This window comes from Micromonospora phaseoli (assembly GCF_900109115.1).
Taxonomy (GTDB): Bacteria; Actinomycetota; Actinomycetes; order Mycobacteriales; family Micromonosporaceae; genus Micromonospora; species Micromonospora phaseoli.
In genome coordinates this window covers 379,844-404,738 of record NZ_FNYV01000005.1, presented here as the reverse complement: position 1 = coordinate 404,738, position 24,895 = coordinate 379,844, and the positions used below count along the sequence as shown (strand labels likewise).

The 24,895-nt window shown below is 71.8% G+C and carries 23 protein-coding genes; 3 read left to right on the top strand and 20 right to left on the bottom strand.

Features of this window, described 5'->3' with window-relative positions; translation table 11 throughout:
* Positions 1–3: 3 nt before the first annotated feature.
* From BMY89_RS16055 to BMY89_RS30395, 5 genes are all read right to left on the bottom strand, one after another.
* Positions 4–1,200 (bottom strand): SIS domain-containing protein, encoded by a 1,197-nt coding sequence (locus tag BMY89_RS16055; protein WP_092380772.1) that lies wholly within the window; start codon positions 1,198–1,200, stop codon positions 4–6.
* Complete coding sequence (locus BMY89_RS16050) at positions 1,197–1,379, bottom strand: Trm112 family protein (RefSeq protein ID WP_092380771.1); 183 nt, start codon at positions 1,377–1,379, stop codon at positions 1,197–1,199. The genes BMY89_RS16055 and BMY89_RS16050 overlap by 4 nt, the downstream gene beginning before the upstream one ends.
* A gap of 62 nt (positions 1,380–1,441) precedes the next feature.
* Positions 1,442–2,821, bottom strand: a complete 1,380-nt coding sequence (locus BMY89_RS16045) for a phosphomannomutase/phosphoglucomutase (protein ID WP_092380851.1) — start codon at positions 2,819–2,821, stop codon at positions 1,442–1,444.
* 70 nt (positions 2,822–2,891) lie between these two features.
* Positions 2,892–3,965, bottom strand: a complete 1,074-nt coding sequence (locus tag BMY89_RS16040) for a hypothetical protein (protein WP_092380770.1) — start codon at positions 3,963–3,965, stop codon at positions 2,892–2,894.
* Between the two features lie 184 nt (positions 3,966–4,149).
* Positions 4,150–4,377 carry a hypothetical protein gene (locus BMY89_RS30395; protein WP_092380769.1) on the bottom strand — a complete coding sequence of 76 codons (228 nt, stop codon included), beginning with the start codon at positions 4,375–4,377 and terminating at the stop codon, positions 4,150–4,152.
* Between the two features lie 85 nt (positions 4,378–4,462).
* On the opposite strand from BMY89_RS30395, the gene BMY89_RS16030 reads away from it, so the two are divergent.
* Positions 4,463–5,695, top strand: a complete 1,233-nt coding sequence (locus tag BMY89_RS16030; protein ID WP_092380768.1) for an SUKH-3 domain-containing protein — start codon at positions 4,463–4,465, stop codon at positions 5,693–5,695.
* Positions 5,696–5,758: 63 nt separating this feature from the next.
* Here BMY89_RS16030 and BMY89_RS16025 read toward each other — a convergent pair whose 3' ends face one another.
* Positions 5,759–7,198 (bottom strand): aldehyde dehydrogenase family protein, encoded by a 1,440-nt coding sequence (locus BMY89_RS16025; protein ID WP_092380767.1) that lies wholly within the window; start codon positions 7,196–7,198, stop codon positions 5,759–5,761.
* A gap of 142 nt (positions 7,199–7,340) precedes the next feature.
* On the opposite strand from BMY89_RS16025, the gene BMY89_RS16020 reads away from it, so the two are divergent.
* Positions 7,341–8,777: a gamma-aminobutyraldehyde dehydrogenase gene (locus tag BMY89_RS16020; protein ID WP_092380766.1), complete on the top strand. Its 1,437-nt coding sequence runs from the start codon at positions 7,341–7,343 to the stop codon at positions 8,775–8,777.
* A gap of 28 nt (positions 8,778–8,805) precedes the next feature.
* On the top strand, positions 8,806–10,110 hold the full coding sequence (gene gabT, locus BMY89_RS16015; RefSeq protein ID WP_092380850.1) for a 4-aminobutyrate--2-oxoglutarate transaminase: 1,305 nt from the start codon (positions 8,806–8,808) through the stop codon (positions 10,108–10,110).
* A gap of 80 nt (positions 10,111–10,190) precedes the next feature.
* On the opposite strand, the gene BMY89_RS16010 is transcribed toward gabT, so the two are convergent.
* The 14 genes from BMY89_RS16010 to BMY89_RS15950 form a co-directional block, all read right to left on the bottom strand.
* Entirely contained in the window at positions 10,191–10,886 is a 696-nt protein-coding gene (locus tag BMY89_RS16010) for an RlpA-like double-psi beta-barrel domain-containing protein (protein ID WP_092380765.1), read from the bottom strand.
* 119 nt (positions 10,887–11,005) lie between these two features.
* The gene (locus BMY89_RS16005) at positions 11,006–11,641 is read right to left on the bottom strand and encodes a M15 family metallopeptidase (protein WP_092380764.1); all 636 of its coding nucleotides are present in this window, start codon (positions 11,639–11,641) and stop codon (positions 11,006–11,008) included.
* Positions 11,638–12,789: a D-alanine--D-alanine ligase family protein gene (locus tag BMY89_RS16000; RefSeq protein WP_092380763.1), complete on the bottom strand. Its 1,152-nt coding sequence runs from the start codon at positions 12,787–12,789 to the stop codon at positions 11,638–11,640. Before BMY89_RS16000 ends, BMY89_RS16005 begins: the two co-directional genes overlap by 4 nt.
* A 76-nt stretch (positions 12,790–12,865) precedes the next feature.
* Positions 12,866–13,930, bottom strand: a complete 1,065-nt coding sequence (locus BMY89_RS30945) for a threonine ammonia-lyase (protein WP_232521369.1) — start codon at positions 13,928–13,930, stop codon at positions 12,866–12,868.
* Entirely contained in the window at positions 13,882–15,072 is a 1,191-nt protein-coding gene (locus BMY89_RS30940; RefSeq protein WP_232521367.1) for an acyltransferase family protein, read from the bottom strand. Before BMY89_RS30940 ends, BMY89_RS30945 begins: the two co-directional genes overlap by 49 nt.
* Positions 15,073–15,213: 141 nt before the next feature.
* Positions 15,214–16,275 (bottom strand): sensor histidine kinase, encoded by a 1,062-nt coding sequence (locus BMY89_RS15990; RefSeq protein WP_092380762.1) that lies wholly within the window; start codon positions 16,273–16,275, stop codon positions 15,214–15,216.
* Positions 16,272–16,937 carry a response regulator transcription factor gene (locus tag BMY89_RS15985; protein WP_092380761.1) on the bottom strand — a complete coding sequence of 222 codons (666 nt, stop codon included), beginning with the start codon at positions 16,935–16,937 and terminating at the stop codon, positions 16,272–16,274. Before BMY89_RS15985 ends, BMY89_RS15990 begins: the two co-directional genes overlap by 4 nt.
* A 306-nt stretch (positions 16,938–17,243) precedes the next feature.
* Positions 17,244–17,951: an endonuclease domain-containing protein gene (locus tag BMY89_RS15980; RefSeq protein WP_232521361.1), complete on the bottom strand. Its 708-nt coding sequence runs from the start codon at positions 17,949–17,951 to the stop codon at positions 17,244–17,246.
* A 411-nt stretch (positions 17,952–18,362) separates the two neighbouring features.
* Positions 18,363–19,376, bottom strand: coding sequence for an agmatinase (gene speB / locus BMY89_RS15975; RefSeq protein WP_092380759.1), 1,014 nt, complete (start codon positions 19,374–19,376; stop codon positions 18,363–18,365).
* A gap of 14 nt (positions 19,377–19,390) precedes the next feature.
* Positions 19,391–20,593, bottom strand: a complete 1,203-nt coding sequence (locus BMY89_RS15970; protein WP_092380758.1) for a saccharopine dehydrogenase family protein — start codon at positions 20,591–20,593, stop codon at positions 19,391–19,393.
* Positions 20,593–22,005, bottom strand: coding sequence for an NAD(P)/FAD-dependent oxidoreductase (locus tag BMY89_RS15965; protein WP_092380757.1), 1,413 nt, complete (start codon positions 22,003–22,005; stop codon positions 20,593–20,595). Before BMY89_RS15965 ends, BMY89_RS15970 begins: the two co-directional genes overlap by 1 nt.
* On the bottom strand, positions 22,002–22,835 hold the full coding sequence (locus BMY89_RS15960; RefSeq protein ID WP_092380756.1) for an ABC transporter permease: 834 nt from the start codon (positions 22,833–22,835) through the stop codon (positions 22,002–22,004). The genes BMY89_RS15965 and BMY89_RS15960 overlap by 4 nt, the downstream gene beginning before the upstream one ends.
* A complete protein-coding gene (locus tag BMY89_RS15955) occupies positions 22,832–23,746 on the bottom strand; it encodes an ABC transporter permease (protein WP_092380755.1) in 915 nt (304 codons plus the stop codon). Before BMY89_RS15955 ends, BMY89_RS15960 begins: the two co-directional genes overlap by 4 nt.
* Positions 23,743–24,894, bottom strand: a complete 1,152-nt coding sequence (locus BMY89_RS15950; RefSeq protein ID WP_092380754.1) for an ABC transporter ATP-binding protein — start codon at positions 24,892–24,894, stop codon at positions 23,743–23,745. The genes BMY89_RS15955 and BMY89_RS15950 overlap by 4 nt, the downstream gene beginning before the upstream one ends.
* Position 24,895 lies beyond the last annotated feature (1 nt).

Below are 24,895 nucleotides of genomic sequence, written 5' to 3'. Positions count from 1 at the left end.
CGCTCACTGGTTGGACAGCTCCTTCATCTCCGTGATCGCCGGCACCGCCATCGGGTCCAGGCCGTGCGCCAGCGCCAGGTAGATCGACGCAAAGTCCGGCACCGCCACCAGGGAGGCGAGCCGTTCCAACGCCGAACCACCCTCGGCGGTGACCACGTCGCACCGTACGCCCCGACGTTCGGCGAGGGTCTGCACCGCCTCCGCCCGCCGCTCCTCGACGGCGAGGGGCTCGTCGGCATCGTCCTCGGCGTTGAGGCCGCCGTCACGCAGCAGCACCAACCGCAGTCGGGTGCTCTCCCCGACCGGCTCCTCCGGATCGGCGAAGATGTCCCGCTCGCCCTCGACCAGGCCGCCGAAGACGCCGTCGAGCAGGCCGACCCGGCCCCGACCGGCCTCACCGAGCGCTCCGGTGACCACCGGGTACCGGGCGTTCGCCGAGAGGGTGTCGCCGAAACGGCGGGCGGCCACCGACGCCAGCGGCGACGACCCCCACACGATCGGGATCGATCCGGCCAGGCCGAGCGCGAGGGACTTCGCCGGGTTGACGAAGGACTCGGCGGTGGGGCGGCAGCGATCGGCCTCGGCGTCCAGCCGGGCCGCCGTCTCCGCCAGGTCCGCCTCGTTGACCTTCACCAGGCCGAGCGCCCGGGCGGCCAGCAGCACCGGCACGGTCAGCCCCCAGAGGCTGGCCCGGGCCGGGGCCCGCCGGGGCACCGGGATGAACGGGGCTCGGGCCCGCTCGGCCACCGACTGCAACTGCGAGTCCGGTGGGCCGACCGCGACCAGCCGCGCACCACGGCGGTGGGCGGCCTCCGCGGCACCCAACGCCTCGGGACTGCGACCGGAGGCGCTGATGGCGATCACCACGTCGGCGGCACCGACCCAGCCGGGCACCCCGGCGCTGCGGTGCGCGATGACCGGCACCGGGCATCGCGGCCCGGCGACCGTCGCCAGCACGTCACCGGTACGCCCGGCCGTGCCGATGCCGGCGATCACGACCGCCCGGGGACGCCCGTCGTCGGCGAGTACGGCGAGGTTCGCCTCGGCGGCCAGCGCTGCCGACTCGCGTACCTGCGCTCCCGCCGAGGCGGTGTGCCGCAACATGCCGCCCGGATCACGCTCGGCCAACGCCTGCGGGTCGTCGAGCAGCCGCTCGTCGGCGTGACGATGGCCGCTGACGCCGGCCGTCCCGTCGATCACGACCGCTCCACGGGGCCACGGGCCTCGTCGAGCAGCAGCACCGGTACGTCGTCGCGGACCTCGAAGATCCGGCCGCACTCGGTGCAGGTCAACGTCTGCGCCTGGGCGTCGTAGTCCAGCGGGGCATGGTGTGTGTCCGGGCAGGCGAGGATTTCCAGCAACTGCGGGTCGAGGGCCACTGCGCGGCTCCTTCCACGTATGCGGCTTCACCGATCGGCGGTGCCGGCCGGCGCGAGCGATCTTATCGGCGAACCCGGTCGAGCACCTCGTCGCGCAGCCCGATCATCCGCTCGGCGGTGGGTGCCTCGACGTTGAGCCGCAGCAGCGGCTCGGTGTTCGAGGCGCGCAGGTTGAACCACGCCCCGTCGGGGAAACGCAGGGTGAGCCCGTCCATCTCGTCGGCCTCGGCGTCCGGGTACGCGGCCCGAACCTCGGCCACCTTGGCCGCCTGGTCCGCGACCGTGGAGTTGATCTCGCCGGAGGCGACGTACCGTTCGTACTCCGCCGCCAGCGTGGACAGCGGCAGCGGCTGCTCGCCGAGCGCCGCCAGGGTGTGCATGGCCGCCAGCATGCCGGTGTCGGCGAACCAGAAGTCCCGGAAGTAGTAGTGCGCGGAGTGCTCGCCGCCGAAGACGGCGTTGGTGCGGGCCATCTCTGCCTTGATGAACGAGTGCCCCACCCGGGCCACCACCGGTTCACCACCGTGCTCCCGGATGATCTCCGGCACGGCGCTGGAGGTGATCAGGTTGTGGATCACCGTCGAGCCGGGGTGCTTGGCCAGTTCCCGGGCCGCGACCAACGCGGTGATCGCCGACGGCGAGACCGGTTCGCCCCGCTCGTCGATGACGAAACAGCGGTCGGCGTCGCCGTCGAACGCCAGCCCGATGTCCGCGCCCTGCGCCACCACGGCGCGTTGCAGGTCGACCAGGTTGGCCGGGTCCAGCGGGTTGGCCTCGTGATTGGGGAACGTGCCGTCCAGCTCGAAGTACAGCGGGACGATGCGCAGCGGCAGGGCCGGCCACGCGGCATCGCCGAGCACACTGGGCACCGTGTGCCCACCCATGCCGTTGCCCGCGTCCACCACGACGGTCAACGGCCGGATGCCGGACAGGTCCACCAGCGTGCGCAGGTGTGCCGCATAGTCGGCCAGCAGGTCACGCCGCTCGATCGGCGCGGTCGGCGTACCGAGCGCTTCGTCCTTGTCGAGCAGGGCCTGCGCCCGGTCGCGTACCTCGGTCAGCCCGCTGTCCTGCCCGACGGGGCGCGCTCCGGCGTGACACATCTTGATGCCGTTGTACTGCGCCGGGTTGTGGCTGGCGGTGAACATCGCCCCGGGCAGCCCGAGCGCACCGGAGGCGTAGTAGACCATGTCCGTCGAGGCGAGCCCGATCTCGATGACCGGGCGTCCCTCGGCGCGTACGCCGGTGGCGAAGGCAGCGGCCAGTCCTGGCCCGGACGCGCGCATGTCGTGCCCGATCAGCACGGCCTGGCCCGGGTCACCAGCGGCGTCGAGCACCTGGGCGAAGGCAGCTCCCAGGGCACCAGCGACACGCTCGTCCCACTGGTCCGGCACCGTCCCACGGACGTCGTACGCCTTCACGATCTGGGACAGATCAGACACCGATTCCACTCCTCGGACAGCAGGTCGTCAACGAACCTGAGCGTATCGGAGCGGCGGGCCCCACCCCGGCTCAGCCGGGGAGCCCGCGCCCGTACCCCGATTCCTCGGCCTCTCCGGTGGCCGGCGGCGCGTCCGGATGGGTGGCGGCGCGGGCCGGATCGTCGGAGTCGGCTGGCCGCACGCCGTACAGACCGCCGGACGGGCGGGCCGCCGGTGGGCCGCCGTAGACCCGGGGCGTCCCGGTCCGGTTCGTCCCGTAGACCTGACCGGGCGGCACCGCAGTCGCAACACCCGGCCCCGGTGGGACGGGCGCGCCTCCCTGACCACCACCGGCGCGGTAGGTGGTACCGCCCGGACTGCGCGGCGGCGGAACCTCGAATGTGTCGCCGTGCCGTTTCCGCTCCCTCCGCTCCTTGCCGGAGCGGTGGATCAGCAGCCCGATGAGCAGGATCCCGGCGGCGACCATGGCGATGCCGAAGTACATCACCGGCGACCGGCCGGAGGACTCGCCGGCGGTCTGGGCAAGATCGCCCGAACCGTCCGCGGCCAACGCCAAGGTCGGCGTGGCGTCGACGACGGGCTCCTCGACCGCCTCCTCACTCGCGGTCGGGGACGGAGATGCCGACGGCGACGGCGTGGCCGGGGCCCGTCCGCCGACCACCCGGGACGACACCGCGGCCCGGCCCAGCACCGCGCCCCGCGCCGTGGTTGCCTCGCCCGTCACCACCAGCCGGCCGCCGGGCGCCTCGGCGGTGAAGGCGACGCGGTACCGCATCGCCACTCCCTTGCCCTTGCAGAGCTCGTCCCTGGCCGGGGCGACCGCTGCGGTGGTCACCAGTCCGGCGTCGCCGGAGGTCGCCACCGGCACCCAGCGGCCACCCACGTTGGCCTGCACCACCACCTGGTCGGCCCGCGCACCGGGCAGGCTCAGACCCAGCGCGCCGCGTACCCGCACGCAGCCGTCGGTGCGCTTGCGTATCTCCACGGTCACCCCGGCGGCGGAACGGCCCGCGGTGAAGCTGCTCGCCGAGCGAACCCGTACCCGGTCCTCGTCTGCGTGCGCGGGGGCGCCACCGAGCACCACCAGGCCGCCGAGGAGCACGCAGACCGTCGCGAGACGCGCCAGCTGGCGACGTAACGACATCACTACCCACCGTTCCTCCCCCGGCGGGGGACCGCCGGTCAGGCTACTACCGGTGCCGGACATCGGCTGGTCATCGAACCCCGTAGGTGCTCCTCGCCACCCCCGCAGCGGCCTCGTCGCGAGGGATCACCCACCGGTGGCCGCCCCGCCGCGCCCGCGAAGTGCTCCGATCGCGGATCGCCGGTCAGGACGTGTGGTCGGGGCCCTTTCCCGGGCCGGGATCGGTGTCGTCCGCGTCATCCTCGCGATCCGCCATGTTGAGCGCCAACCCGAGCGCGACGCCGATGGCGATACCGACCCCGATGCCGGCGGCCCCGCCCACCGCCACCACACCGATCACGACGCCCAGCAGGATCGCCGAAGGCCAGTACCAGACCCGGTGGTCGCCGTCCCTCTTCCGCGGATCCGTCACTGCGCCAGCCTATTGCGACACCGCGAACTCTCGCCCGCAGCGACACTTCCTGCCAACGCTGAACGTGATCCGGTAGTTTCGCGTTGTGATCGACCGCGTACAGGCCGAGCAGATCGCCGCGGCGTGGGCCCGCCGCGACTCGCTGCGCCTGGGGCACGAGTGCCGGCCCGCCGTCACGGAGTTCGATCTGGGGTATGTCATCACCTCCACGGTGTCCACACTGGGCAGAGCGCTCCCAGGCGACCTGCCCACGACCGTGGTGGACAAGCAGACCGGGGAGGTGACCACCTGGCCACACGTTGCGCCCGACGTGGTCGCACGGCTCTATCGCCGCAGCCGACCCAGCGGGCCACCGGTCCCCCGCGCCGTCGATCCGGCCGGCCAGTTGCTGCGGGACATCCGCCGGCTGCCCAACCCGACCACGGCCGCCCGTCTCACCATCAACGGACGCATCTTCACGGCCCGTGGCGCCAAGGGTGACGTACAGGTCAACCACCACCCACTGGTCCGGGCGTACCTCGACGGGCTGCCCGCCGGCCACCTGGTACGCGGCGGTGACCGGCATGCCGAACTCGTCGTCGTCTCCGACGTCCTGTACCGGCACGACCACCGGCGCGCCGCCGAAGGCATCGCCCCGATGAGCCTGGGCGACGCGAAGGACCTGCTGGTCTCGGCTCGCGTCGAGGTGTCCCGGGTACGCGAGCCGGGCGACCCGCACGGCGGCCCGGCCGACCTTCCCTGCGATTCCTGCCTTGACATGTTGGTGTACTTCCACGCCCTGCCGCCGTCCGAGCGGAACCACACCGTGCCGTGGTTCCCCGAGCCCGCGGCCGACCCGGAACCCGACCGTTTTCGGCCGGAGGTCGCCCAGGCCCTGGTCGCCGCTGGTTGGCGGCCACGCTTCGACGACGAGGCGGTGGCGAGGTCGGCCATCCGCGACGTCAGCGCGGTGCACGGCAGGACCCACCAGCACCCGAGCTTTCCCGCCGCGACGTCGACCCTCACCGCCTTTCCGAGACTCGCCGCCAAGCGTCGCGGCCCGGGGAAGGAGGTGTGGATCTCCCGTTTCGACATCCAACCGCGCCAGGTGGCCAACACGGCGGACACGCTCGCCGACTTCGCGGCGGTGATCGGGGCTCGCCTGTTCCCGATCGGCACGGAGCACCAGCACAGCATCATCGCCGTGGACGAGCACGGGCGGATCTTCGCGCTGGATCAGGCCGGCGAGTGGTTTCTCGGTGCCGACATCGACGCCGCCCTCAGCACTCTCCTGCTCGGCCGCGCCCCGGCCCGGGTACGCGACGACGGCACCTGGTGAACGCCACCTGGGAGTTAACAGGGGGCCCTTCACCTACCGGAGGCGTTAACCGGGGGCCCCTCCTTACAGATCGATGCCGGTGAGGACCGTGACGCGGGGGACGGTGTAGTCGTCCATCGCGCTCCGCAGCCCCTCCCGGCCGACGCCGCTGCCCTTCATTCCGCCGTAGGGCATCTGGTCGGCCCGGTAGGACGGCACGTCACCGACGATCACGCCGCCCACCTCCAGGGCCCGCGCCGCCGCGAAGGCGACGTCGAGGCGCCGGGTGAAGACACCGGCCTGGAGCCCGTACGCCGAGTCGTTGACGGCGGCGAAGCCGGCGGCGTCGTCCGCCACCCGGTCCACCACGAGCACCGGGCCGAAGACCTCCTCGACGCAGACCTTGGCGTCCCGTGGCACTTCACTGAGCACGGTCGGTGGATAGGTCGCGCCGTCGCGCCGACCGCCGGTCTCGACGGTGGCACCGGCCGTCACCGCCTCGTCCACCCACGCCGCGACCCGGTCGGCGGCGGCCTCGGAGACCAGCGGGCCGACGTCGGTCAGCGGGTCGGCCGGGTCGCCGGTACGCAGTTCGCGTACGGCCGCGACCAGCCGGGACAGGAAGCCCTCGTAGAGCATCTCGTGCACGTAGACCCGCTGCACGGCGATGCAGGACTGCCCGGCCTGGTAGTTGGCGAAGGTGGCGATCCGGTGCGCCGCGAAGCTCAGGTCCTCGTCGTCGGCCCAGTCCTGGCAGATCAGCGCCGCCGCGTTGCCACCCAACTCCAGGGTCACGTGTTTCTCCGGCGCCGATCGGCGGATGGCCGCGCCGACCGGCCCGGAGCCGGTGAACGAGACGACCGGTAGCCGGGGGTCGGTGACCAGCTCGGCGGCGCGCTCGTTGGGCAGCGGCAGCACCGAGAACATCCCGGCCGGCAGGTCGGTCTCGGCCAGGATCTCGCCGAGCAGCAGCGCCGACAGCGGGGTGGCGGGCGCCGGCTTCACCACGATGGGCGCGCCGACCGCGATCGCCGGGGCGACCTTGTGCGCCACCAGGTTGAGCGGAAAGTTGAACGGGGTGATGCCGAGCACCGGGCCCTTCGGCACCCGGCGCACCAGGGCGATGCGCCCGGTGGCGGCGGGATCGGTGTCGAGCCGTTGCAGCTCCCCGGAGAAGCGCCGGGCCTCCTCGGCCGCCCACCGGAAGGTGGAGACCGCCCGACCCACCTCGGCGCGGGCCCACTTGATCGGCTTGCCGTTCTCGGCGGTGATGACGGTGGCGACCTCCTCGGCCCGCTCGGCGAGCCGACGCGAGACGTGGTCCAGTGCTGCCGCCCGCGCGTACGCGGGCAGCGCGGCGGCCGTCGCGGCCACTCCGGCCGCCGCCGCCACGGCCGCCTCGACCTGCTCGGCGGTGGCGAGGGTGGTACGCCCGGCCGGGCGGCCGTCGTACGGGTGGTGGACGGTCACCTCGCCGGCGCCGTGGCTGGGACGACCGGCGACGAAGAACGGGGTGGGCTCCACGTGCCGAAGCCTAGACCACCGAGCAGTCGACGGAAACAGTCGCCCTAGCCCTTGTCTGCCGCGAATTCAGTAGCCAAGATGGCATGCAGATTGCGATAACCGCCGCAGCGCGCCCCCGGACCCCCTTCGGAGTGATCCAGCCATGAGTGACCAGCAGAAGCTGCGCAACTTCGTCAACGGCGAGTACGTCGAGCCGGTCGACGGCGGCTACGCCGACCTGATCGACCCCTGCACCGGTGCGGTCTTCGCCCAGGCTCCGGTCTCCGGCGCGGCCGACGTCGACGTGGCGATGAGGGCCGCCGCCGCAGCGTTCGACAGCTGGCGGGACAGCACGCCGGCGCAACGGCAGCGGGCGCTGCTCAAGTTCGCCGACACGGTCGAGGCCCGGGCCGCCGAGCTGGTCGACGCCGAGGTACGCAACACGGGCAAACCCCGTCAGCTCACCACCGAGGAGGAGCTGCCGCCCGCCGTCGACGAGCTCCGGTTCTTCGCCGGCGCCGCCCGTCTGCTGGAGGGCCGCTCGGCCGGCGAGTACCTGGCCGGGCACACCTCGTACGTGCGGCGCGAGCCGATCGGCGTCTGCGCCCAGGTCACCCCCTGGAACTACCCGCTGATGATGGCGATCTGGAAGATCGCTCCCGCGCTCGCCGCCGGCAACACCGTCGTGCTCAAGCCCTCGGACACCACGCCGGTGTCGACCTTGCTGTTGGCCGAGATCGCCGCCGAACACCTGCCACCTGGCGTGTTCAACGTGGTCTGCGGCGACCGGGACACCGGGCGGGCTCTGGTCGCCCACCCAACCCCGCAGCTGGTGTCGATCACCGGCTCGACCCGGGCCGGCATGGAGGTCGCCGCGGCTGCCGCGCCCGATCTCAAGCGCACCCACCTGGAGCTGGGCGGCAAGGCACCGGTGGTGATCTTCGACGACGCGGACATCGCGGCGGCGGCCGAGGCCATCGCGGTCGGCGGCTACTTCAACGCCGGCCAGGACTGCACGGCGGCGACCCGGGTGCTCACCGCGCCCGGCGTTCACGAGGACTTCGTCGCCGCCCTCACCGAGCAGGCCCGCAACACGAGGACCGGCGCACCGGACGACACCGACGTGCTCTACGGCCCGCTCAACAACGCCAACCAGCTGGCCCGGGTACGCGGCTTCCTGGACCGGCTGCCCGACCACGCCTCGGTGCAGACCGGCGGCGCGCAGGTGGGCGAGCGCGGCTACTTCTACGCTCCCACCGTCGTCTCGGGCGTCCGGCAGGACGACGAGATCGTCCAGGACGAGGTGTTCGGGCCGGTCATCACCGTGCAGCGGTTCTCCGCCGAGGACGAGGCGGTGCGCTGGGCCAACGGCGTCGACTACGGCCTGTCCGCCTCGGTCTGGACGCGGGACCACGGTCGGGCGATGCGGATGACCCGCCGGCTCGACTTCGGCTGCGTCTGGGTGAACACCCACATCCCGTTCATCTCCGAGATGCCGCACGGCGGCTTCAAGCACTCCGGGCACGGCAAGGACCTCTCCGTCTACAGCCTGGAGGACTACACCCGGATCAAGCACGTCATGCACAACATCGAGGGCTGAGCCGGTGAACGCGAGGAGTGAGCCGGGTCTGCGAGCCCCGCAGCAGCGAGCGGAGGGGCCCACGGCATCCTCCGCGGAGCTGCACAGGCGGCGCGGTACCGCCGTCGCCCGCGGCGTCGGCAGTGTCGTGGCGTCCTACGTGGACCACGCGTCGGGCGGGACGCTCACCGACGTCGACGGCCGCCAGTGGATCGACTTCGCCGCCGGGATCGCGGTCACCAGCGTCGGCAACTCCGCCCCGAGGGTGGTCGAGGCGGTTCGGGCGCAGGTCGAACGCTTCACCCACACCTGCTTCATGGTCGCGCCGTACGAGTCGTACGTAGCGGTCTGTGAGCAGCTCAACGCGCTCACGCCGGGTGGCTTCGAGAAGCGCTCGGCGTTGTTCAACTCCGGCGCCGAGGCGGTGGAGAACGCGGTGAAGATCGCCCGGCACGCCACCGGACGGCCGGCCGTGGTGGTCTTCGACCACGCGTACCACGGCCGGACCAACCTCACCATGGCGCTGACCGCGAAGAACATGCCGTACAAACACCGGTTCGGGCCGTTCGCCGGAGAGATCTACCGCGTGCCGATGTCGTACCCGCTGCGCGACGGTGGCCTCGACGGCGCCACCGCCGCGGACCGGGCCATCGAGCTGGTGGAGAAGCAGGTCGGCGCGGAGAACGTGGCCGCGCTGCTGATCGAGCCGATCCAGGGCGAGGGCGGTTTCGTCGTACCGGCGCAGGGGTTCCTGCCGGCCTTGCGCAGGTGGGCGACGGCGGCCGGGGTGGTCTTCATCGCCGACGAGATCCAGACCGGGTTCTGCCGCACCGGTGACTGGTTTGCCTGTCAGCACGAGGGCATCGAACCGGATCTGATCACCCTGGCCAAGGGCATCGCCGGCGGGCTGCCCCTGGCGGCGGTGACCGGCCGGGCGGAGCTGATGGACGCGGTGCACGTCGGCGGGCTCGGCGGCACCTACGGCGGCAACCCGATCGCCTGCGCCGCCGCCCTGGCCACCATCGAGACCATGCACGAGCTGGACCTGGTCGCCGCCGCCCGGCGGATCGAGGCGGTGCTGGGAGCGCGACTGCGGGCCATCGCCGAACGCGATCCCCGCATCGCCGAGGTACGCGGGCGTGGCGCGATGCTCGCCGTGGAGATCGTTGCGCCGGGCACCCTGAGCCCCGACCCGAGGGCCACGGCGGCGGTGTCGGCGGCCTGCCACGCTGCCGGCCTGCTCACCCTCACCTGCGGCACCTACGGCAACGTGCTGCGTTTCCTGCCCCCGCTGGTGATCTCCGACGACGAGCTGACCCGCGGCCTGGACATCCTCGACACGGCCTTCGGCTGAGACACGGCCTTCGGCTGACCGAACCGGCCGGGTGGTTGCCGCGTCCGCACCGCGCGGCAGCCACCCGACCTCAACTCACCTCAGCGCAGCACCTCGACGGTGTTGTTGCGCACCAGGTTCTTGCCCGGCTCGCGGATCTGCTCCATCGCGGCGGAGTTGAGCAGCACACAGCTTCCCGAGGGGCCGGTGATCGTCACCGTGGTCGCCTTGTCGTTGTCGAGGTTGGTCACCCGCAGCCGGGTACCCACCGGGAACTCGCTGCTGGTCGCGGCCGGTCCGGCGGCCTCCTCGAAGAAGGTGATCGCGCCCTGGCAGGCCGAGCCCCCGGCGGGGCGACCCGCCGGCGGCGAGGCCGATCCCGGCCGGTCACCGACCTTGCCCGGCTGCCCGGCGGCCGGCTGCCCGGCACCCGGCTGCGCCACGGCGTCGCCCACCCGCTCGACCACGTTGCGTCGGATCACGTTCCGGCCCGGCTCGCGGACCAGCTCCATCGCGGCGGCGTTGAGCAGCACACAGCTACCCGACGGGCCGACCACGGTCACCTCCGCCGACTTGTCGTTGTCCAGGTTGGTCACCCGCAGCCGGGTACCCACCGGGAACTGGTTGCTGGTGGCGGCCGGCGCGCCGCCCTCGGCCGAGAACGTGATCGAGCCCGAGCAGACGCTCTGCGGCGTCGGCGCGCTGTCGGCGAATCCGAGTCCGGTGCCCACCGCCACGGTCGCTGCGGCGACCACCGCCACCCCCGCCGCCAGCACATGCTTCCGCTGCAGCCTCACCTGGTGCCTCCCGTCCTCACAGCCTGTCGTCAGGTGCTGGTACGGCCTGGGAGCGCTTTCCAGTTCACCGGTGTGACACGGTTCGAAAACAAACCTTGATGAACGGTTCCGCCGGCCCGTCAAACGGGTCCGTAACGGGTGTGCGGCGCACCGGTCAGCAACGCCCAGTAGCGATCCCCGTACGACCAGTGCCACCACTCGGTCGGATAGTTCACCAGACCCGCGCCGGTCAGCGCGGCCACCAGGATCTGCCGGTGCTCTCGGGCGGCGACGCCGATCGACGACGCGGCGGTGAAGCAGGCATTGCCACTGGCCTCCGGGGTGGCGTCCACGGCGGTGCCCATGTCCAGCTCGGCACCGTCGGCGGTGCAGAGGGTCAGGTCCACCGCGCCTCCGGTGCTGTGCGGCGCCACCTCGACCGGTGAGACGAACTTGGTGGTCTCCTGGTACACCCGCTCCGGCGACCAGTCCGGGTGTCCGCGCCGCAGTTCGTCCCGGTAGCCGGTGAAGATGTCCAGCTGCGCCTGGTACGGCCGGTATCCCTCGATGACCAGCAGGCCCAGCCCGTCGGGAAGCGCACGCTGCGCCGCCAGCAACCGGTCCACCACACCCCGGCGCAGCCGGGCGTACGCCCCGGTCGGATCGGCCGCCCGGTCGTCCAACCGCAGCTCCGGCACCCCACGCAGATCGACGAGCGGCTCCCCGTCGTCGACACCGCGCACCGCCGCGACGCGCGGATCGCAGAGGAGGATCATCGCCGCTCCGCCTCGCCGGCAGGGCGGGGACGGTCCGCGTGCCGCGCGAACGCCAACGCGACCAACCGGTCCAGGATCTCCCGGTACCCGACACCGGCCGCCGCCCACACCTTCGGATACATCGAGTGCGCGGTGAAGCCCGGCATCGTGTTCAACTCGTTGACGTACAGCTCACCGGCCGTCTCGTCGTAGAGGAAATCCACCCGGGCCAGCCCCCAGCCACCGATCGCCGCGAACGCGCGCACCGACAGCTCCCGGATCCGCTCGGCCACGTCGTCCGTCAACTGGGCCGGGACGACCATCGGATCGGCGTCACCGAGGTACTTCTGCCGGTAGTCGAACCAGCCCCCGGTGACCCGCACCTCACCGACCGCCGACGCCTCCGGCCGGGTACCGCCGAGCACCCCGCACTCCAACTCCCGGCCGGTCACGCCCTGCTCCACCACGACCACGGTGTCGTGTCGCAGCGCCTCCTCGACCGCCGCCGCCAGGTCGTCGCCGTCGGCCACCCGCGAGATGCCGATCGAGGAGCCCATCCGGGCCGGCTTGACGAACAGGGGCCGGCGCAGCCCGACCACCAGCTTCTCCGGATCCTCGCCGGCCCGGTAGGTCGCCGCGTCGAACGAGACCTGTGGCGTGATCGGCACCCCCTCGGCCCGCAGCGCCCGCTTCATCGCCACCTTGTCCATCCCGACGGCGGAGGCGAGGATGCCGCAACCCACGTACGGCACGCCCAGGGATTCGAGCAGCCCCTGCACCACGCCGTCCTCCCCGAACGGCCCGTGCAGCGCCGGGAAGACCACGTCCAGCTCGGCGTGCACCGCGCCGGGCGCGTCCACCGCGGTGACCACCGCCGTTCCCGGTCGCGGCCCCGACCGCAGCTCCACGGCCGGGCCGGTCACCGTCAACCGGTCGTCGATGGCTCGGGCGGCCCCGGTGCCTTCGATGAACCCGGACAGGGTCGCCTCCGGTACCAGCCGCAGTCCACCGCCACGGGTGACCCCGATGGCCACCGTGCGGTACCCACCGCCGGCCAGCGCCCGAGCCACACCGAGCGCGGAGGCGCAGGAGACGTCATGCTCCGCCGACGGGCCACCGAACAGAATTCCGATCCGAACCGGAGCGTTCGCTCGCTGACGCTCACTCATGCCGCCACCTCGCTTCGCTCGGAGCCGGCCTGAAGCCCCACCACACTGAGCCGATGATTCGCTCGCTGACGCTCACTCATGCCGCCACCTCTTCCCTGCCTCGGACGGGGGTCGCCAGTCGGGCAACCAACTCCGCTTCCACGTTTCCGCCGGTCAGCACCACGCCGGCCGTGCGCTGTCGCCGCGCGCCCGCACCGAGCACCGGCAATGAGCCGTCCTCGGCAGAGCGCAACGCGCCGTCCTCGGCCAGCCGGAGCACGCCGGCCAGACCGGCCGCCCCGGACGGCTCGGCCAACACCTTCAGCTCCATCAGGAGCAGCCGGAACGCCTCGGCGATCTCGTCGTCATCCACCCGGATCACTCCGCGCAGGCGGGTACGCAGGATGGCGAACGGCAACTCGCCCACACAGGACGGGCGTAGCCCGTCGGCGATCGTCGGCGCCGACGTGACCGGGGTGGGCCGGCCGGCGGCCAGGCTGCGGCCCAACGAATCGCAGCCGACCGGCTCCACGCCGTACACCTCGATCGGTCGGCCGGCCGCGGCCAGGCAGGCACCGGCCGCGCCGCCGCCCCCACCGACCGGCAGCACCAGCGCGTCCAACGGGGTGCCGGCCCGCTCGGCCTGCTCGATCAGTTCGAGGCTGGCACTGCCCTGCCCTGCGATCACGTCCGGATGGTCGTACGCGTCGACGATCGGATACCCGGTCTCGTCGCTGATCCGGCGGGCCACGGCCAGCCGCTCATCCACGCTGGTGCCGACCAGGACGACCCGGGCCCCCGCCGCACGGGCCCGGGCGATCTTCGTCGGCGCGGCGTCGACCGGCAGCACCACGGTGGCCGCCAGGTCGTGCCGCTGAGCCGCGAGCGCCACCGCCACGGCATGGTTGCCGGTGCTCTGCGCGACCACCCCGGCGTGCCCGGCCGCCGCCAGCCGGCTCACCGCGAACAGCCCGCCACGCATCTTGTAGGAGCCCCCGAGCTGCAGGTTCTCCGCCTTCAACAGCACCCGGGCGCCGACCAGCCGGTCGATCGCCGGTGAGTGCAGCATCGGGGTACGCAGCACCCGGCCGTCGAGCCACCGGGCGGCTTCGGTCACGTCGACGAGTGCTGGATCTGGCCCGGGTAAGTCGGTGCGGGACATGTCGTCTCCTTTGTCGAGTCGTTCGGCGGTGCGGCGCTCGGGCGGCTGGCGGTACGCCCCTCGGGCAGGTCGAACAGCCACGTCGCGCGGGCCGCCAGCAGCACCCGGTGCACGCCCAGGCTGAGCGCCAGCACCAGGACGGTGAGCGAGAGCGGAAGGCCGAGGGAGAGCGCCAACCGGGCGGAGTCGCCCAGGCCGGCGATCGGGTCGGCGATCAGCAGGTGCAGCAGGGCCAACACCGGCATGTGGATCACGTAGATCGGCAGCGTCTGGCGGCCGAGGGCAGCGAGCGGCTCGGCGAGCGTCGGCCAGCGAGCGAGCCGGACCGCGACGGCGATCCCGAACAGCACCGCGACGACGGAGACCAGCGGCGCCACGCCGGGCAGCCGCGCGGCGCCGGTCACCCTCACCACGCCGAGCACCACGACGTACGCCGCCGCCGTCAGCAGCAGGCGCTGCCCGGTCATCTCCTGCGCCCAGCGTTGGACGTGCTGGCGCAGGTGCAGGCCGGCGAGGAAGAACACCAGGTTCTGGTAGAGCCCACCCCGGTTGCCGGGGGTGTCGAGCAGCCCCACCGCCGCGACGGCGCTCAGCGCACCCGCAGCTACCAGCAGCACCGCCGGGTGGACCCGGCGCAGCGCCTTGGCCAGGACGAAGTAGAGCGCCAGCGCGTAGAGGTACCAGAGGTTGGAGGGGCTGACCGTCAGCTGGGCCAGCAGGCCACCGAGGCTGGTCGCCCGGTCGGTCGGAAAGTCCGGGGCGAGGGCCAGCACGGCGGTGTGGATCAGCAACCAGACGCCGTACAGGTAGAGGAAGCGGGCGATCCGCGGCCGGCCGGCCGCCCGCCAGGGACGCTGCACGGCGCTCGCCGCGAACATCCCGGAGATGGCGAAGAACAGCGGCATCCGCATCGGCAACAGCAGCTCACCGAACGCCCCCCAGACGCCCGGCACCGGTACGTCGAGCCGCCAGTCGATCTGCAGGTAGTCCTTCATGATCACGTGCCAGAACAGCACCAGGACGATGCAGCCGCCCTTGGCGACGTCGGCCCAGGCCAACCTGGCGCCGGTCGAGGCCGGCCCGTCTCCGGTGGCCGGACCACCAACGGCAACCTCGACGGCCCGCCGATCACCGATCGTCACGACTTCTCCTCTCTCCGTAGCCGTACGGGCCGGCCAGGTCGAACCTGGGCACGCCAAAGGCGGGCAGGGGCTGCTGCTATGTCGGATGCGGTGTCCCGTTGGTTCAACCGCGGGGCAAGAAGATCGGCCGGTCCCGGCGGATCAGTGTGCGGTGGGAAGCCGCACGTCCACCCGAAGCCCGCCGCCGGAGTCGGCGGGCCGGGCGGCGATGAGACCGTCGTGCGCCTGGGTGATCGAGCGGGCAATGGCCAGCCCCAGACCTGCGCCACCGCTGTGGTTCGTACGGTCCCGGGCCAACCGACGGAACGGCTCGAAGAGCCCGGCCACCGCCTCGGCCGGCACCACCTGCCCGGTGTTGACCACGGTCAGCGTCGGGTCCCGACCGACCGTGACGGTGACCGTGCCGCCGGGCCGGTTGTACTTGATCGCGTTCTCCACCAGGTTCGTCACCAGTCGTTCCAGCAACACCCGCTCGCCCATCACCAGCCGCGGTTCAAGCTGGCCCTGCATCGTCACCCCGGCCGCCGAGGCCCGGTCCTGGTAGGCGGCGAGCACGTTCGTGACGATCTCGTCGAGGCGCTGCGGGACGCGGGAGCGCAGGCCCTGGTCACTTTCGCTGAGCGCGAGCAGCCCCTCGATGAGCCGCTCGTTGCGCTCGTTGGTCTCCAGCAGCTGACCGGTCAGCAGCTCCAGCTGCTCGCCGGTGAGCGACCGGGCCATGCCGACCTCGATCAACGTCCGCTGTACCGCCAACGGCGTACGCAACTCGTGCGAGGCATTCGCCGCGAACCGCCGCTGCCCCTCGTAGCCTGCGGCGATGCGCTCCATCATCTCGTCGATCGACCGGGCGAGCCGCGCCAACTCGTCCTTGCCGCGCGGCCGGATCCGGTAGCCGAGGTTCTGCGGGCCGACCTGCGAGATCGGCCCGCCAAGGTCGCGTACCGGCCGCAGGCACCACCGCGCGGCGGCCCAGATCCCGACCACCGCGAGCAGGAGAACGGCGAACCCGGTCAGCGCGTAGAGCTGTTCGGCGAGCGTGAGCGCCGACTTGCACACCAGGTCGACCCCCGGCACCGCCAGGCCACACACCCCTCGGCCGTGGAACCACAGCGTGCTGAGCACCGACCTGGTCAGGGTGGGCAGGATGAACCCGACCAGGAGGGCGATCGCGCCGACCAGGACGATCCGCCGACGTGGTGTCACGCTGCATCGCCGATCCGGTAGCCGGCCCGCGGCACGGTGTGAATGATCTGCGGCATGTCGAGCTTCTTGCGCAGCGTCATCACGGTCACCCGGACAGCGTTGGTGAACGGGTCGGCGAACTCGTCCCACGCCTGTTCCAGCAGCTCCTCCGCGCTGACCACCCGCCCACCGGCGCGCATCAGCACGTGCAGCACGGCGAACTCCTTCGGGCTCAGAGCGATCGACCGGCCGTCCCGGCTGACCGTGTGCCGGGCCACGTCCAGCACCACGCCGTGCTGCTCCAGCACCGGCGGCACCGCCGGGGCGGACCGCCGGCCCAGCGCCTGCACCCGGGCGACCAGTTCGGCGAAGGCGAACGGCTTGGTCAGGTAGTCGTCGGCACCCAGCCCGAGGCCCTCCACCCGGTCCCGGATGCCGGCGGCGGCGGTCAGCAGCAGCACCCGGGTACCGGAGCCGGAGCGGGCGAGACTGCGGCACACCTCGTCGCCGGTATGTCCGGGCATGTCCCGGTCCAGCACCGCCACGTCGTACCGGTTCACTCCGACCCGCTCCAGCGCGCCGTCGCCGTCGTAGCAGACGTCGACCGCCATCGAGAGGCGACGCAACCCCTCGGCGACCGTATCGGCCAACAGCCGCTCGTCGTCCGCCACCAGCACCCGCACGCTTCCACTCCCCCGTGATCCGTCGTTGCCGGGCATACGCTCTCAGGCGCTAGATAAGGGTTTCGTAAGCGCCCGCCGCAGCAATACTCCACGCCATCACCCGGAGGACAACTGCGGGCAAGAAACCGAGTTCGACGGCCCCCATCCATCCCCCTCCCCCACACCCCGCCCGGGGCATTCACACACGATCATGCAGTTATGGCACACGAAAGGTTGCTTATGCCGCTTTTGGTCACTGCCATAACTGCATGATCGGCGGGCGAGAAGGGTCGGCGTTGGTAAGGGGTACGGCGGGCGGGTTGCGTGTCAGGTGGAGAGGAGGGACCGGATGGTGGTGGTGACGTGGGTGGGGCGGCGGTAGAGGTCGTGGGCGGTGAAGTGACGCATCCGCCAGCCCTGGGCGGCGAGCCAGTTCATTCGTGCCCGATCATGACGTAGCCGGTCGGGGTCCAGGTGAGAAGCTCCGTCGTACTCGACGCCGACCCGGTGCTCGCGGTAGACGAGGTCGAGACGATAGAGCGCGACACCCTCCTGGTCGTAAACCCAGAACTGGGGCTCTGGAACCGGTAAGCCGGCATCCACGAGAAGCAGCCTCAGTTGGCTCTCCTGGCGGCACTCGGACCGGGGGTCGGCCAGGTCGACCAGGCGCCGAGCCTGGCGGATGCCGCGCAATGCTCGATGGTCCCTGACCTCGGCCCGCAGCTCGTCGGCTCGGCATGCGCCGACCCTGAGGCACAGGTCCAGCACAGGTAGGGCGTCCATCCGCCGTAGGGTCCTCGCGAGATCGACCGCGCAGCGCGCGGCCGGCGCACAGGGTACGCCGCGAACCCAGACGGGGTTCCGTACCGGCACCACGGATTCGTGCGCCACGACTCCCCGGATCCGCGGCACTACAGTTCCGGCGGGCACGATCACGTGCAGGTTCTCAGAACGGACGTCCCCGAACCCGTGCATCAGCGCGCCGCTGTGAAAGCCCAGCACCGCCTCGTCCGGCAATCGATCGAAGAGCCCCACCAGCCGCCCGTCCGACTCCGGGTCGGTGGTTGAACCGTAGACACCTCGGCTCAACCGAACAAGCGATCCCGCCTCGGCACGACACCTGACTCGCCCACGACTCCAGCCCGAGGCCAACAGTTCGGAGTACCGAAGAACTTCTCCCACACCACCGAACTGTCCACCCTCCCCCCACCCCCCATCCGCCCCCTGTGGACAGCCATTCCCCCTGTGGACAACCCCCGCCGCACCCCCAAATCTGCTAAGCCCCCCTCCCCCTCCCCCTCCCCCCACGACCCCGCCCCGTCGATCATGCAGTTGTGGCACCTAACAAAAGCCCCATAAGGTGCATAAGGGCAACCACAACTGCATGATCGACGAGAAGGTCGGTCGACAGCCGTGCTCCGGCGGAAAGGACGAGCCGGCCCGCGCTCAGCGGGCGTCGAGGAGGGGTTGGGTGGGGTCCCAGGGTGGGCCGCCGGCGGCGTCGCGGCGGCGGCGGGCGATGGCGGACAGCGCCTCCAGGACCACCCGGTTGCCGAGGTAGGCGGTGATGTCGGCGTGGTCGTAGGGCGGGGCGACCTCGACCACGTCGACACCGACCACGGGGAGTTCGTAGCAGACCCGGCGTACCGCGTCGAGCAGTTGCCGTGAGGTGAAGCCGCCCGGTTCGGGGGTGCCGGTGCCGGGCGCCATACCCGGGTCGACCACGTCCACGTCGACGGAGAGGAAGACGCCCTCGCACTCGTCGGTCGCGATGGTGAACGCCTCGGTGAGGCAGGGGTCCAGGCCGCGCGCCACGATCTCGGTCATCTCGTACGAGCGCATCCGCTGCTGCGCCATCCACGTCAGCGTCGAGGGCCCCGGCCAGTAGCCGCGCAGGCCGATCTGGAGGAAGCGGTCGCCGCGTACCGCGCCGGACTCGATGAGTCGGCGCATCGGCTGGCCGTGCCCGTGCAGTGAACCGAACTCGATGTCCCCGGTGTCGGCGTGCGCGTCGAAGTGCACCAGCGAGACCCGGCCGAGCCCGTGGTGACGGGCCACCCCGGTGGCGTCGGGCAGTGCGATCGAGTGGTCGCCGCCGAGCACGACGGGGATCGCCCCGGCCGAGGCGACCGCGTACACCGCCGTTTCCAGGGCGGCCAGCGACCGCTCGATGTCACCGGAGAACATCTCCACGTCTCCGGCGTCGTAGACGCAGAGGTCGCGCAGCGCGTCGACGCGCAACGCGAGGGATGGCCGGGAGCCGTCGTGCGGCAGGTAGCAGGCCTGCCGGATGGCCGACGGGCCGAACCGGGTGCCGGGCCGGTGCGAGGTGCCGCCGTCGAAGGGTGCGCCGACGATGATCACGTCGGCGTCGGCGTACGTCACCGGCTCCTCGATGGTGCAGGGCGGCACGCCGAGGAAGGTCACGTCGGGGCCGAACATCGGGCCGTAACGGGTCACCGCTCCTCCAACCGTCAACGTTCTTCCATCCCCCACGGTGCGCCATAGCCGGTCAGCAGGTCGAGGAACGGCTTCGGCGGCAGCGCCTCGGGACCGAGCACGCCGGCACCCGACCACGCGCCGGTGGCGAGCAGTTCCAGGGCGACGACCGGGTTCACGGCGGTCTGCCAGACCACCGCCTGGTGGCCGTACTCGCTCATCGACCACTCGTTGTCGACCACGTGGTACAGGTAGACCTCACGCGGCCGGCCGTCGCGGCCGGTTCCGCGAACCCACGTACCGGCGCAGGTCTTGCCGCGCATCCGGTCGCCGAGGGTGGCCGGGTCGGGCAGGCAGGCGGCCACCACGTCGCGGGGCGACACGGACACCTCACCTACCCGCACCGGTGACGCCGAGTCCAGGCCGAGCTTGTGCAGCGTCCTGAGCACCTCGATGAACTCACCGCCGAGGCCGTACTTGAAGGTGACCCGCTTCGCCGGCACCCAGCGCGGGATGAGCAGGACCTCCTCGTGCTCCACGTTGACGCACTCGACCGGCCCGATGCCCGCGGGGAAGTGGAACACCTCTGGTTCGCTGAACGGCTCGGTGGTGTACCAGCCCCGGCCGGCCTCCCAGACCACGGGCGGGTTGAGACACTCCTCGATGGTGGTCCAGATGGAGAACGACGGCGCGAAGTCGTAGCCGTCCACGGTCAGGTTCGCGCCGTCCCGAACCCCGATCTCGTCGATCTCGTCGAACAGTTCGTCGGCCGCGTACCGGGCGAAGACGTCGGAGAGTCCCGGTTCGACGCCGATGCCACACAGGGCCAGCCGGCCGGCGGTCTGCCACCGATCGGCCACCGCGAACTGCTCGTCGCCGAGCTTGACGCCGGTCTCCACGTACGGACGATCAGGGTGCGGGCGGGACAGCGACATCGCCATGTCGAGGTAGTCCGCGCCGCCCGCGTACGCCCCGTTGAAGATCGGCATGACGAAGCGTGGGTCGACCGCGTTCAGCACGTGGGTGATCCGGTGCTCGGCGCAGAGCGCGGCGACCGCCTCCGCCGAGGCCGCGTCGACCGTGACGGCGACGAAGCGGGAATCCTGGCCGGCGACCGCCCGCTCCGCCCGGCCGGCGTCGTGGTCGGCGACCACCATGGTCTCGAAGAACGCGCGCCGGGCCGCGATGGCGACGACGGCGGAGCCGACGCCACCGGCGCCGATGAGCAGGATGCGCATCAGGAATCGAACCCCAAACCAAGCCGATCGAGCGTACGGAGCCAGAGGTTGCGCCGCCCCTGTCGGGCGTCGGCGCGGGCCAGGGACCAACGGGTTAGCCCGATACCGGCCGCGCGAACCGGCTCGGGCGGGAACGGCAGCGGCTTGTCGCGGACCAGACCGAGCCGGGTCAGCGGGGTGTCCGCGCCGTCGAGCAGGTCGAGCATCACCCGGGCACCGAACCGGGTCGCGCCGACACCCAGCCCGGTGTACCCGGCCGCGTAGGCCAGCCGGCCGTCGTAGGCGGTGCCGAAGAACGGGCAGAACCGGGTGCAGGTGTCGATCACCCCGCCCCACCGGTGGCTGAACCGGAGGCCGTCAAGCTGCGGGAAGGTGGCGAAGAAGTGCTCGGCGAGGGCGGCGAAGGTCGCCTCCCGCTGTTCCAGTGCCGGTGCCACCCGGTTGCCGTAGTGGTAGACGGCGTCGTAGCCGCCGAAGAGGATCCGGTTGTCACCGGTGATCCGGTAGTAGTGGAACTGGTTGCCGGTGTCCGTCAGCCCCTGCCGGTTGCGCCAGCCGACGGCGGCCCGCTGCTCGGGGCGCAGCGGCTCGGTCATCAGCGCGTAGTCGTACACCGGCACGGTCCAGGCCCGCAGCCGGCGCAGCAGCGGCGGGAAGGCGTTGGTGGCCAGCACCACCCGACCGGCCCGCACCGACCCGGGCAGGTCGTCGGCGCCGACGGTACGCGCGTGCAGCGCGCCGCCGTCGCGGCGCAGACCGGTGACCCGGGTGTGTTCGTGGATCCGCACCCCCGCGTCGAGGCAGGCCCGGCGCAACCCCCAGGCCAGCCGCGCCGGGTCGAGCATCGCCACCCGGTCGCGGTCGGACAACCCGCCGAGGTACGTCGGCGAGTTCACCTCGGCGCGTACCTGCTCGCGGTCGAGCAGGGTCACGTCGTGGCCGTACCGGCGGGCCAGGGCCGCGTCCTGCGCCAGCCCGGCGAGCTGGTACGGCTCGACCGCCACGGCCAGTTCGCCGGTGCGCTCGAAGTCGCAGTCGATCCGGTGCTCTGCCACGGTGGCCTCGATCGCGGCGAGGTTCTCCCGGCCGAGCCGTTCCAGCTCGTCGATCTCGCCGGGGAACCGCTGCGCCCCGTTGGCCAGCCCGTGGGTCAGCGAGGCGGCACAGAACCCGCCGTTGCGCCCGGATGCCGCCCAGCCGCAGGTGCCCGCCTCGACCAGCAGCACCTCCCGCCCAGGGTCGGCCTGCCGGGCCAGCAGCGCGGCCCACAGGCCGCTGTAGCCGCCACCGACGACCAGCAGGTCGGCGCTGGTCGGGCCGGCCAGCGGCGGCAGCGGGTCGGGACGCTCGGGCCGGTCCAGCCAGTACGGCACGCGCGCCGCGTCGGCCAGGGCGGGATGCGCGGCGGTCATGACCGGCTTGTCGCACCGGGCACGGCAGTCGCGATCGCCGCCCGCCGGGCCTTCCGGCCGCGCATCGAACTGGCCAGCACCAGCAGCAGCGCGATGCCGAACATGGCCGTGCCGATGACGTTGACCTGTGGTGGGATGCCCCGCTGGGCGGCGCCCCAGACGTACATCGGGAACGTGACGGTGGTACCCGAGTTGAAGTTCGTGATGATGAAGTCGTCGAAGCTGAGCGAGAACGCCAGCAGAGCGGCGGCCACGATGCCGGGCAACACCAGCGGCAGGGTGACCCGCCGGAACGTCTGCCATTCGCTGGCGTACAGGTCCATCGCGGCCTCTTCCAGCCGCCGGTCCATGCCGCTCAGCCGCGCCTTCACGGTGACCACCACGAACGACACGCAGAACATCACGTGGGCGATGACGATGGTCCAGAAGCCGAGCGGCACCCCACCGGAGACGAAGAGGGCGAGCAGCGAGGTGCCCATCACCAGCTCCGGCGTGGCCATCGGCAGGAAGATCAGCACGTTGAGCCCGGACCGGCCCCGGAACCGGTGTCGGACCAGGGCGAACGCCATCAGCGTGCCGAGCACGGTGGCCGCCACGGTGGCGAGGAAGCCGATCTGCACGCTGCGCAGCACCGCGTCGCACATGTCGGAGGTGGCGCACGGGTTGCGCCAGTTGTCGAGGGTGAACTCGTTGAAGTCGTAGGACAGCCGGCTGGACGGCCGGTTGAACGACAGCCCGGCGACCACGGCGATCGGCAGGAACAGGTAGCCGAGCACCAGCAGCGCCACGCCCATCACCCAGTGCTGGGCGAACCACCGCGACACCCTCATAGGACTTCCTCCGTACCGGCGCGGCGGAGGTAGACGAAGACGACCACGAGGATCGCCGACATCAGCAGGAACGACAGCGCCGCGCCCTGCGGGTAGTCCAGCCGGACCAGGAACGCCGAGTCGATGACGTTTCCGATCATGTATTCCTTCGGCGTGCCCAGCAGTTCGGCGTTGATGTAGTCGCCGGTCGCCGGGATGAAGAAGAGCAGCGTGCCGGCGATCAGGCCGGGCATCGACAGCGGCAGGGTGACCCGACGGAACGTCTTGAGTGGGCTGGCGTACAGGTCGCTGGCGGCCTCCAGCAGCCGGTAGTCGAGCCGCTCCAGGCTGGCGTACAGCGGCAGCACCAGGAACGGCAGGAAGTTGTACGTCAGGCCGAGCACCACCGCGATCGGGGTGGCCAGCAGCCGCCCGTCGGGGCCGAGCAGGTGCACGTCGCGCAGCAGCCCGACCAGCCAGCCGTTGTCCGACAGGATCGTCTTCCAGGCCAGCGTGCGCACCAGGAAGCTGGTGAACATCGGGGCTATCACGCAGACCAGCAGCAGGTTCTTCCACCGGCCGGCCTTCTGCGCGATCGCGTACGCCAACGGGTAGCCCATCAGCAGCGCCAGCACCAGCGCGATGCCGGCGTAGAGGAACGACCGGCCGAACTGCGGCCAGTACGCCTGCAACGCGGTCGGGTAGTTACCGAAGGCCCAGGTCAGCGCGTACCCGGTGGAGAGCGAGCCGGTGGGGTCGTAGAGGCTGGCGGCGGCTAGCTGCACCAGCGGCACGGCGAAGAAGAGGAACAGCCAGGCCGCGCCGGGCAGCAGCAGCAGGTACGGCAGGAGCCGGTGTCGACCTCGGCGGGCAGCCGGCGGCGGCGACACCGGCTGCCCCGAGGCGGTGGGTACGTGAGCCAACGCGCTCATGAGGACGTGCCCACCGGCTCGTCGAGGATTCCGGTGGTGCGGTCGTCCTCGTCGGCGTGCCGGCCGAGCAGGAAGGCGTGCCCCGGATCCCAGTACGCCACGGCCCGGTCGCCCGGGGCGAACCGCTGCTGGCTGCCGCTGTTGGCGGCGAAGACGCTCAACTCGGTGCCCCAGCCGGTGCGCAGCAGGTACTGCGTGCTGACCCCGACGTAGGAGGCGTCGGTGATGGTCCCGTCGAGGTGCTGGCTGCCGGCGGGCACCTCGTCGGCGGAGCGGACCAGGTGCAGCTTCTCGGGGCGTACCCCGAGGTGGACCGGACCCTGGTCGGCGCGGGACCGGCGGGCGGGCACCGAGAACCGCGAGCCGTGCACGGTGACCAGCAGGTCGCCACCGTTGCCGCCGGTGGTCTCACCGGCGATGAGGTTGGACTGGCCGAGGAAGTTGGCCACGAACGCGGTCGCCGGGAACTCGTAGATCTCGGCCGGCGCGCCGAGCTGCTCGATCCGCCCGGCGTTCATCACCGCGACCGTGTCGGCCATCGTCATGGCCTCCTCCTGGTCGTGGGTGACGTGCACGAAGGTGATGCCGACCTCGGTCTGGATGCGCTTGAGTTCGATCTGCATCTGGCGGCGCAGTTTGAGATCGAGCGCGCCGAGCGGCTCGTCGAGCAGCAGCACCTGAGGCTGGTTGATCAGTGCCCGGGCCAGCGCGACCCGCTGCTGCTGGCCGCCGGAGAGCTGGGCGGGACGCCGCCGCTCGTACCCGTCGAGCTGCACCAGCGACAGCATCTCGCGGACCTGCCCGTCGACCGAACGGATGCCGCGCCGGCGTAGCCCGAAGGCCACGTTCTCGAAGATGTCCAGGTGCGGGAAGAGCGCGTAGCTCTGGAACACCGTGTTGACGGGCCGCTTGTACGGGCGTAGTCGGGCGATGTCCCGGTCGGCGAGCAGCACCTGCCCGCTGGTCGGCTCCTCCAGGCCGGCGATCATCCGCAGGGTGGTGGTCTTGCCGCAGCCGGACGCGCCGAGCAGGGCGAAGAAGGAGCCTTGTGGCACGGTCAGACTCAGGTCGTCGACTGCGGTGAAGGCGCCGAAGGTCTTGGTGAGGTTGGCCAGCCTCAGGTCGCCGGCCGGAGTCTCCGGTGCCATC

Bases quoted from the DNA above. Each gene is read 5' to 3' on its own strand.
- BMY89_RS16000 (WP_092380763.1), bottom strand. From the start codon at position 12,789: ATGAGTGAGCGTCAGCGAGCGAACGCTCCGGTTCGGATCGGAATTCTG.
- BMY89_RS16020 (WP_092380766.1), top strand. From the start codon at position 7,341: ATGAGTGACCAGCAGAAGCTGCGCAACTTCGTCAACGGCGAGTACGTC.
- BMY89_RS16005 (WP_092380764.1), bottom strand. From the start codon at position 11,641: ATGATCCTCCTCTGCGATCCGCGCGTCGCGGCGGTGCGCGGTGTCGAC.
- BMY89_RS15960 (WP_092380756.1), bottom strand. From the start codon at position 22,835: ATGAGGGTGTCGCGGTGGTTCGCCCAGCACTGGGTGATGGGCGTGGCG.
- BMY89_RS30945 (WP_232521369.1), bottom strand. From the start codon at position 13,930: ATGTCCCGCACCGACTTACCCGGGCCAGATCCAGCACTCGTCGACGTG.
- BMY89_RS15955 (WP_092380755.1), bottom strand. From the start codon at position 23,746: ATGAGCGCGTTGGCTCACGTACCCACCGCCTCGGGGCAGCCGGTGTCG.
- BMY89_RS15970 (WP_092380758.1), bottom strand. From the start codon at position 20,593: ATGCGCATCCTGCTCATCGGCGCCGGTGGCGTCGGCTCCGCCGTCGTC.
- BMY89_RS15965 (WP_092380757.1), bottom strand. From the start codon at position 22,005: ATGACCGCCGCGCATCCCGCCCTGGCCGACGCGGCGCGCGTGCCGTAC.
- BMY89_RS15950 (WP_092380754.1), bottom strand. From the start codon at position 24,894: ATGGCACCGGAGACTCCGGCCGGCGACCTGAGGCTGGCCAACCTCACC.
- BMY89_RS16040 (WP_092380770.1), bottom strand. From the start codon at position 3,965: ATGTCGTTACGTCGCCAGCTGGCGCGTCTCGCGACGGTCTGCGTGCTC.